The following is a 6,000-nucleotide window of genomic DNA, read 5'->3' as shown; positions in this document are numbered from 1 at the left end:
TTAAAATAGTCTAAGGCGCCTTGGTAGTGGCGTCGATAGCACGCGAGCAAGAAGTCATCATCGGCAATATTATCTAAGGTGAGCGGGGTGAAAATCTCGTTATAGCAACGTTTTAACAGCGGATTAAAGCCCCCGTCGCTGCGTTGTAAGTTGGTATACATGCGTTCTAACAACTGGCGAATGGAAGGCAGCCACTTGTCAGACTCTCGGGTAAGGTAAACGAATTTAGCCTCTGGGTAGGCCTTATCGAGTCGCTGGTAATCACAAAAAATAGGCGTGTCGGCGATGATCTGGGCCTCATCCATGGCGCTTTGGGTGTAGGCGGTGTGCGCGGTTTTAAATCCCATAGCCAGGGTGGCGACGCAGGCGCTGGTGGTGGCCGTTCTCGGTAGGCCTAGGATAAATACTTTCTGCTCAGTCACGTGATTGCTGCTCTTTAAGACTTGATTGTCGATCAGGCGGTTGGAAAAGGGGGTTAACCCGTGCGTAAACCTAAAATCCCAGTAAGCTCTATCGGCTCTGGATAGCGGCAAAATTCTGCATCTTTTTTATCGATGGCATAAATAGACATTCTGTCGGCTAACTCGTTACCTTCGATGCCTATATGCGCCGCCACATGGGAGATAATCAGTTTTTGTTTCAGCTCATCATATAGGGCATGTGATGCCTGAATGATTTCTAGGTTCTTGATGTCACCGGCAGTCTTGCGTTTCCAGCCCTTGGTTTTCCAGCCATAGGCCCAGTTGGTGATGCAATTTATCGAGTATTGGGAGTCACTGCGAATGTGTACCGTCTTGCCCGCTGCCAAGTTCTCTTTGGCGATTAATAACGCCTGATGCAATGCATTGAGCTCGGCAGAGTTATTGGTGCCAGCGCTGTTATATAGCCCGTACCACAGCTCGGATAATTCATTATCTTTATACACGGCAACCCCAGATCCTGCCTTCCCAGGGTTTGGCTCACAGCCACCATCGGTATAGATCACCACGTCATAATCGGCATTAGAAGCAGATGTCTTAGCTGTCGGCGCTTTTTGACTCTTGCTTGTGCTAGATGTGCTAGATGAGCTAGCTGGCTTAGCGGCGTAAGTACGGGGCGAGCCAGCAGAAAATGCGGCCTCGGCCTCGACTTTTGTCTTGAAAGACTTGTATTTGGCCTTAGGGAATTTATCGACCTGACGCTTGGCTTCATCCCAGGTAGTAAAAATCCCTGTTTCACGCCCGACCCAAACCACATAAAACTTTTTAGCCATTTGATACTCTTAAATTTGCTGTATAGAAGAAGATATATTCTGCCAAATACTACGGTTACCCAGCGCAAAAGTCACCTGTTGCTAGGCAATAAACCATCAGTCTGGGCTTGTTTGCGCAATCTTACAGCAGTATTATCGGGCGAGCTCATGGTGCAAAAGCAACTGGGTCAGTGCTATCTAAACAGCGCTATTGACTCAGGCGATAATAGCGGTCAGATATAACCATATAAGCTGTCTATTTTCGTCATTCCGGCAGATCTTTTGAGCCGGAATCCAGTGACCTTAGCTGTTGGGATATGTCATTGAAGGTCGCGCCTTCATTGTTACTTATCGCCTGTCCGGCGAGGATTGTGCACTCTCTGCTTCGAGAAAGTTCTGCGAGACGCCGGCTGTTGATTTTATAAGAGTCATCCCTGTGGGCTCTGCCAAAACTTCTGACCTACATGGTCTTAAGCGTTCCAGACGCTTTTAAGACATTTCCCATATCCCTATGGGTCGTAGTAGGGAATGCCGAAAAATGTAGGGAACATTTTAGGCCCTGTTTTGGAAGCTCGATGCCGTATCTACACCTGCTGATTGACAAGATAAGTTGTCTCTTCGATTTTAGAGTGTGAATTATTGCTAATTTGAGGGGGTTAATCATGGCTGGCACCATGCATTCGCTACGTTGAACTTGGGGGAGGTTAAGTATCAAAAATCTTATGGGTGTCCCCTTATCATGGTGTATCAAACTCATCGCCTTGATACTTTAAGTTAATATAAATCATCGCCTTACATGCCATCTAGCACTCGCAATGTCAGTACTGGTATGTGGTCCATGGCTTTATTTTTATGTTGGGTGGCTCGATAAATTCTCGATAAATTCTAAGGTTTAAAACCAAGCGTTGTTCAACTCGATAGAGGGACTGCTGATTTAACTTACTTCCGTAAGATGTTAGCCGAATTAATAAAAAGGCCATCCTATAGCGATGAACTTCAATGTAGTTAACAGGTTTCGTTTGAGGTTTTTTTTTGAATTACCTAATAATCTAAATAAATAATACAATGATGATAATTTAGTGGTTATCAAGATATTTTTAGACCTGATAGCTGGCTATAGATATGAAGTGTATTATTTTGTTTGCGCTAAGTTTAATGTTTGGTTGGTTTTTATTTGCTTACAAGTTGCTAATACGGCGCATAAAAATATAAGTAGTAATAAAAATCGCATCGGTTTATCACCATGTTGGCTATAAAAAGTATCACCTGATATGGTTTTTACCTGGGTTTTAAGTACGTTGGTTTCAAATTGTGGCGTACTTTGCTGTATATCATCAATTGGATCGTAGACTGCGGTAATGCCGTTATTGGTAACACGTAATAAAGGTAACCTTAGCTCTTGGGAACGCATTCTCGCTATTTGCATATGTTGATGGGGCCCATGTGAGTCGCCGAACCATGCATCATTACTGACAGTTAATAAAAGATCTGAGTTTGTTTGGTAGTTTTGCCTTAAAAAATGAGAAAATACAATTTCAAAACAATTGGCTGGTAAAATATTCAAGCCGTTAGCAACCAGGTTTTTTTGTATCGCTTCACCTTCACTAAAGGATGACATAGCTAAATTAAATAATGGTGCTAATGGTCGTAAAATATCTTCAAAAGGCACAAATTCACCGATAGGTAATAATTTATGCTTTGTATAGCGATTGTCATGCAGGTAATGATAGTGACCTTGCTTACTATCTGGATTTCGTTTTCCAACAACAATGAGGTTGTTATATATCGCTTTAGTATCAAATTGATAGTCAACAATTCCAGTGATCAGCGCTGTATTATTAAATGCCGCTGCGCTATCTAACTGTGTTAAAAAATCACCTGCCAAATACTCAACTTTTGAAATGGCGGCTTCGGGCCAAACAACTAAATCTACATCCCAGTTTTTGCGGGTGAGATCTTGGTATTTTTGCATTATTGACCAAGCATGATCAGGGTTCCACTTAAGTTGCTGTTCGATATTACCTTGTACTAATAATACCTTAACCTGCTTGTCTTGATGTTGAGTATTTGATAAATACGGCGAAATAAGTAAAGTTATGAATAAAATGCTTAAGCTTGCTAATAAAAACCAAACTTGCTTTGTTTGAAACAGTAAATAACCCGCAAAAGAGAGTATTAATACCACGAAAGATAAACCAAATTCACCGATTATCGGGCTTAAAAAGTTTAAAGGGGAGTCAGTTAAAATGTAGCCTAAAGACAGCCATGGAAAGCCGGTAAGCACAATGCCTCTCAGAGTTTCCATTAATATAAAACAGATTGAAAAGTAACTAAACCAGTGCAGCAGGCAATACTTTGAGCGGGAGCTTGATGGGCGCTTATATTGATATAACTTACAACTGAGAGCAAATGCAAGTGCTGGATATAGTGCCAGATATGCACATAAAATCAACATTATCAGCAGTGATATAATTAAAGGTAAACCACCAAAATCAGCAATGGCAACATGAACCCAACTAATACCAACACCAAACCAGCCTAAACCAAAATAAAATCCAAGCTGAGCTGATTTTTTTACCGTTGTATTTTCATCAGTAGGTTTGACTAACCAGATGATGATTGCGAAACAAAAAAATGACATTGGCCAATAATTAAATGGTGCATAACTCAAGGTCATACACGCACCAGCAAAAATAGCTAATAGTTTTTTAAACCAAAAAATTTTCAACAAATTTGTCATTGAGCAATCAGATCTACCAGTTTACTAACCAGAATATTTCGGGAAGGATACCCGAAACAGCCTGATATTCAAATTAATTTTTTGCGAAAAGCCTTGACTGTTTACAGCTAAGGATCACAATTTATTAGATTAAGTTCGTATTAATTTTAGTGCTGTTTTTTCAGCATCTGATAAAAATGCGATTTCAAGTGCATTTTTTTGTGCCTGACGCATATCCGCCGGAAAAAAAAGAGAAAAAAAGAGATAAAGACAGGACAGCCATATCTTTTGTGCTTTAGGGCATCCTCTACTAACCTTTAAGTTACCTCAACTCCGTGTTGTTCAGGATAACGATTATGACTTCAGCTCGTCGTAACTGATTGTTAGGGCAATATCGACTCAGAATAGACGACCTTCTATCATATAATAAATCGTTGTGTTAGAAGAGCCTACCTTTGCGGTGAAGATAAATTTACAGGTAAGAGTTTCGAGCATAGACGCGGCTGGATTGTCGATAAAGTTAAGGCTCTTTCTGCTATTTTTTGTATCGATGTCTGTGCCTATGCGGTGATGAATAATCACTATCATCTAGTGCTTAAAATTGACCTTGATAGAGCTAAGTCGCTGTCTAACCGCGAGGTGATCACACTTTGGTGTAAGGTGACTAAAGGACATGATGTCGCGACTAAATACATGAATGGTGACACCTTAATCGAGGGTGAGCGTCTACTGCTTGATGGTCTACTTGCTGAGTGGCATGAACGTTTATCGAGTATCTCGTGCACTTGATTTAATGAAGAGTTGAGGTGCCTTAATGAAGAAATAGCCCGTCGGGCCAATCGCGAAGATGAGTGCGAACACACTTCAAGTATCTGATTATACGTCCATTCAGGAGCGTATCATCGAGCTAAGTACTTCTGATAAAAACACTAAAACCAATGATGATAAATCAGCATCAGCCTCGAGTGAGCCACTCAAACCCCTTGCCCAATTCGATGGTGCTGCCCACCTAGCGACTCAATCAGCCATCCCATTTCATTTCTGTGATTACCTCCAACTTATCGATTGGACAGGCAGAGCCATTAGACCTGATAAAAAAGGTTTTATTGATTCAAGCCAGCCTAAATTACTCAATGAACTTGGCATAGCACCCGATGCCTGGATAACCTCAGCGAAAGAATTTCGCCGCCAATACAGTGGTATTAGTGGTCGTTGGGATACTATGTGTGCTTTCAAACAGCAGCATAACTGTGGGCTATGGTGTAAAGGTAAAGCCAGCAGCAATGCACTTCATCCATCTCCTTAGCAAGGCCTTCGGAAAGGTCTTCGGAAAGGTCTTCGGAAAGGTCTTCGCGGCTGAAGCCGCTCCTACGTTAAAAGGCTGGTCGATAAATAAACATGTCGGAGCGAATTAGGGGGTTAGATAAACTAGATACTATTACTAATCAATGTCAGCTTAATTAAACCCAATAACCTAACGCATTTCTGTCAAGAAACGAGTTACTAGCCAGAAAAGCCGAATCGAAGAGAGTAATAACTGGGTGTGAACGCGGCTGCGAGCTTCCGTTTCAAGGTGAGGTATCACGAAGTTATACTCTCCGAACGAGAGATTGGGTGAATATGGTAAAGCCATGAGCCTATGAACGAGAAGCATGGTGAATATGGTAAAGCCATGAGCCTATGAACGAGAAGCATGGATGCTGAACTGGCCTTTTTATAGGGACATAATTGGCTGAACTGGCCTTTTTATAGGGACATAATTGGCTGAACTGGCCTTTTTATAGGGACATATTTTATCGAACTGGCCGTTAAACATGGATGTTGTTTGTTTTGGCAGAGCCCACAGGGATGACTCTTATGAAATCAAGAGCCGGCGCCTCGTAGAAGTGTTTACATGTTAGGGTCGTTCATTCACATCTGACCCATAGGGCCTGCGATATTCCAGATATCACTCAGGCATTCCCCACGCTGACCCATAGGGATATGGGAAATGTCTTAAAAGCGTCTGGAACGCTTAAGACCTTGTGGGTCAGATGGGAAATGTCTTGAG

The 6,000-nt window shown here is 41.9% G+C and carries 3 protein-coding genes and 1 pseudogene; 1 reads left to right on the top strand and 3 read right to left on the bottom strand.

Annotation, left to right across the window (positions count from 1 at the left end; genetic code table 11):
• The 3 genes from HRU42_RS14450 to lnt all read right to left on the bottom strand — a co-directional run.
• On the bottom strand, positions 1–422 hold a 422-nt coding region (locus tag HRU42_RS14450; protein ID WP_295032027.1), incomplete at its 3' end, for a sulfotransferase.
• Between the two features lie 53 nt (positions 423–475).
• Complete coding sequence (locus tag HRU42_RS14445; RefSeq protein ID WP_295032026.1) at positions 476–1,252, bottom strand: ribonuclease H family protein; 777 nt, start codon at positions 1,250–1,252, stop codon at positions 476–478.
• A gap of 1,111 nt (positions 1,253–2,363) precedes the next feature.
• Positions 2,364–3,971, bottom strand: coding sequence for an apolipoprotein N-acyltransferase (gene lnt / locus HRU42_RS14440; RefSeq protein ID WP_295032025.1), 1,608 nt, complete (start codon positions 3,969–3,971; stop codon positions 2,364–2,366).
• 335 nt (positions 3,972–4,306) lie between these two features.
• On the opposite strand from lnt, the pseudogene HRU42_RS14435 reads away from it, so the two are divergent.
• A pseudogene (locus HRU42_RS14435) lies at positions 4,307–5,256 on the top strand (alpha-amylase family glycosyl hydrolase).
• Positions 5,257–6,000: the final 744 nt, after the last annotated feature.

The organism is Shewanella sp. (assembly GCF_013214165.1).
In the GTDB taxonomy this organism is placed as follows: domain Bacteria; phylum Pseudomonadota; class Gammaproteobacteria; order Enterobacterales; family Shewanellaceae; genus Shewanella.
This window is presented reverse-complemented; position numbering and strand designations above follow the sequence as displayed.